At 34.7% G+C, this 3,342-nt stretch carries 4 protein-coding genes; all 4 read left to right on the forward strand.

The features are described 5' to 3' along the window. The first annotated feature begins 130 nt into the window (after positions 1–130). The 4 genes from G5B00_RS17720 (at position 131) to G5B00_RS17735 (ending at position 3,269) form a co-directional block, all read left to right on the forward strand. A complete protein-coding gene (locus G5B00_RS17720) occupies positions 131–607 on the forward strand; it encodes a MarR family winged helix-turn-helix transcriptional regulator (RefSeq protein WP_205966473.1) in 477 nt (158 codons plus the stop codon). Between the two features lie 193 nt (positions 608–800). Beyond that, positions 801–1,367, forward strand: a complete 567-nt coding sequence (locus G5B00_RS17725; protein WP_163878775.1) for a Crp/Fnr family transcriptional regulator — start codon at positions 801–803, stop codon at positions 1,365–1,367. Positions 1,368–1,432: 65 nt separating this feature from the next. After that, a complete protein-coding gene (locus tag G5B00_RS17730) occupies positions 1,433–2,308 on the forward strand; it encodes an alpha/beta fold hydrolase (protein WP_163878778.1) in 876 nt (291 codons plus the stop codon). 211 nt (positions 2,309–2,519) lie between these two features. Further along, the gene (locus tag G5B00_RS17735; protein WP_163878781.1) at positions 2,520–3,269 is read left to right on the forward strand and encodes a hypothetical protein; all 750 of its coding nucleotides are present in this window, start codon (positions 2,520–2,522) and stop codon (positions 3,267–3,269) included. Positions 3,270–3,342 lie beyond the last annotated feature (73 nt).

A 3,342-nucleotide genomic window follows, 5' to 3' on the forward strand; every position in this document is an offset into this window, starting at 1 on the left:
AACTATTCTGACAGTTTTCATATAAAAACTAATTTAAAATTAAACAATCTTGTGCATAAAAAGTAGATAAGATTTCTTAACTTTGCAAAGATACTTAAAAAATAAGTATCTTACAAAATTAACTATTTTAATGACTACTAAAAATTCATATAAAAAGCAACTCATTGAAGATGTTAACATTGCCTGCCATAAAATGTCAACGGCAAGTATAATTTTTCATCAATCATTGGCAGAAAAGGCTGGAATATCAGGTGTTGACCATAAATATCTTGATATTTTACTTCAAAAAGGAACAATGACGGCAGGTCATTTAGCAAAACTGGCAGGATTAACAACCGGGGCAATAACCGGTATCGTTGATCGGCTTGAAAAACAGGGATTGGTTAAGCGAGAGAAAGATCCTAAGGATCGGAGAAAAATTTTGTTAGTTCCCCAAAAGGAAGAAACTATGAAAATGTTTACCCCTTTATTAACTGATTTTATTAAAGATAACGAATTATTACATAATAAATACAACACCAAAAACCTACAGTTTATTAAAAAGTATTTGGATGATATTACTCGGTTTGTTACAGATCAAACTCATAAATTAAATAAAAAACCTTAATGCTAATTCTCTTTAAGAAACAACAACAAACCGCTAACAAACGGCTGTTCTGCAAGGCGGGTTAACGTCTTCGAGTGGACGAAAAGTAGTATATTTGGCGTATCGGCTTCGAGCGAACGATTGTGGTGAAAATCCGCCCTGCAGAAAGCCGCCAGACGTTAGCTGTGATTTTAGGAAGACACCGCATTAAAGAATGGAACGACACGAATACTTTAAACAATTTCACGACATCGGCACGGCTGACTATGACTTGCTGACAAAATGCCTGAAAACAAAAGCCTTTAAAAAGGGCGACTTCATAACTGTTGCAGGACAAACACAACGAGAACTTTACTTGGTAAAAAGTGGTGTTCAAATGTCTTACTTTGACACAGACAACAAAACTCACGTTATCGCTTTTACTTATCCGCCAAACCTTTGTGCCATTCCCGAATCGTTTTCGTTTCAAATTCCGTCAAAATACTTTCTGACTTGTCTTACAGACAGCGAATTGGACTACATTACTTTTGAAGAACTTCAAAAACTATTTGACCAATCGCAACAAATTGAACGACTTTTCAGACGAATGACAGAAGCGGTTTTGGCAGGTATGATTAACCGACATATTGAACTGCACAGCATGACGATTGAAGAACGTTACAAAACATTCTGCCAACGCAGTTTGCATTTGCTTCAACTTGTTCCACACAAATACATTGCTTCTTATTTGGGCATTGACCCAACAAATTTCAGCAAGTTGTTTAACACCGTGAAATTCTAATGTTGGTCTATACCAACATTAGTTTTCCAAACAGTTAAGACCTTTGCCGTATAAATTTTACAAGTATGGCAAATCATTGGCTTGACAAATCAGAGTATCCGTTTACATCAAACTATTTTGACATCAACGGACAAAAGTTGCACTATATTGACGAGGGAAAAGGCGAAACCGTTTTGTTTGTTCACGGAACGCCTTCGTGGAGTTTTGATTATCGCAATGTCATCAAAAAACTGAAAAAAAATTACAGGTGTATTGCTATTGACCATATCGGCTTTGGACTTTCCGACAAACCCGAACATTACGACTATTCAACACAGAACCACAGCAAGACACTTGAAAAATTTGTGCTTGAAAAAAACTTAGAAAACATCACACTCGTTGTTCACGATTTTGGCGGTGTAATCGGACTAAACTTTGCTATGCAATATCCCGAAAAAATAAAGCGTTTGGTTATTCTCAACTCTTGGTTATGGAGCAGCAAAACCGACCCTGACTTTATTAAGTTGAGCAAGATTTTGAAAAGTCCATTGTTACCTTTCTTGTATCGTTATTTAAACTTTTCGCCTAAATTTATTTTGCCCAAATCATTTGGCGACAAAAAAATTTCAAAGCAACTATTAAAGCAATACACGAAACCTTTTGCCGACAAAACCCAACGAAACGGAGCATTGGCATTTGCCAAATCGTTGCTTAACGACCAAGATTGGTTTGAACAACTTTGGAATAAACGACAAGCAATTTCAACAAAACCGACATTGTTCATTTGGGGAACAAAAGACCCTGTTATCAAACCGCATTACCTTGACAAGTTTCAAAGCGGTTTTACTAATTCAACGACAGTAAAGTTGGAAACAAGCGGACATTTCCCGCAGGAAGAACAAGCGGAAACGGCAACTAAAGTAATGCTTGACTTTCTGACTGACAAGAAAAACCACAGCTAACAAAGCCTTGGCGAAATGCGGGGTTAAGTGCAAAGTTGAACTTTTGTGCATATTAAGTCGCCAAAAGCCAATTTTATTGGCTTTTTGTTTAAATTAGCAATAGAAATTGGCTTTGGCTTAGTTCGGTCTGAATTGAACTTTCGCTCAATTCAAGCCCGCACTTGCGCCAAGCCTCGAAACGTTAGGTGTTATGCTGAAAAAACCAATCCAAATGAGAAATTTTAGTGAATACGAAAAGAAATTAATCCAAGAAATTGTAAAAACGGATTTACAAAAATCTAATGTTCTTGATGTTATATCTAACATTACATTGATTGATAGAGGTATTCAATTAAAAGAGAAAGAAATTGCTCTAGTTTATTTTAAATCGGACAAAAATGCGCTAAATGAATTTTTCGAAACTTTGTCTTTAATTAAATATTTGGAACGTAATGATTTAATATTTATTCATACAAACTATGATTTTCCGAATGAGGGCAATTATATTTCAAAGAATTTGGACCAAAATACAATCACAAAAAAGGCATCAGAATTAATTTCTCAACCTATACCTACAAATATCTTTGACATTATTTCTGATTACAGAAAAAGCTATTTAGTTGTTGGAACAGAATTAAAAAAACTTGCCGAAAATAAATTTAAAACAAATGAACAAATTCATCACGAAACAGAAATAGCTGAATCTCGAAAACAAACAAAAATATCACGAGATTCCTTTTACATTGCTTTAGTTGCTTTATTGTTTTCATTATCAGCACCGTTTATTTTCGATACGAAATTTGATGAAAATCAATTAGACTCTATCAAAAAGGAAATTAAAAATAATTCATCGAATGAAATTCAGGAATTAGAAAAAATTCGTGAAGAATTAAAAGCAATACGTGATTCAATTGCGATAAAAGCTCAAACACCTAACAGCGTGTATGAAAAATTGCGGGTTCAGTGCAAACTCAAAGGTTAGTGCTTTTAATAAAAGTCAGTGCCAAACTGAAAGTGAAGTGCTGTTTAATCCGCTACTTCTCATACACGCGAAA

The sequence above is a fragment of the Parapedobacter sp. SGR-10 genome, assembly GCF_011030405.1.
Lineage (GTDB): Bacteria > Bacteroidota > Bacteroidia > Sphingobacteriales > Sphingobacteriaceae > Sphingobacterium.

What these genes read in the sequence shown, in the direction of transcription:
- G5B00_RS17720 (WP_205966473.1), top strand. Translation starts at nt 131, where the DNA reads ATGACTACTAAAAATTCATATAAAAAGCAACTCATTGAAGATGTTAAC.
- G5B00_RS17725 (WP_163878775.1), top strand. Translation starts at nt 801, where the DNA reads ATGGAACGACACGAATACTTTAAACAATTTCACGACATCGGCACGGCT.
- G5B00_RS17730 (WP_163878778.1), top strand. Translation starts at nt 1,433, where the DNA reads ATGGCAAATCATTGGCTTGACAAATCAGAGTATCCGTTTACATCAAAC.
- G5B00_RS17735 (WP_163878781.1), top strand. Translation starts at nt 2,520, where the DNA reads ATGAGAAATTTTAGTGAATACGAAAAGAAATTAATCCAAGAAATTGTA.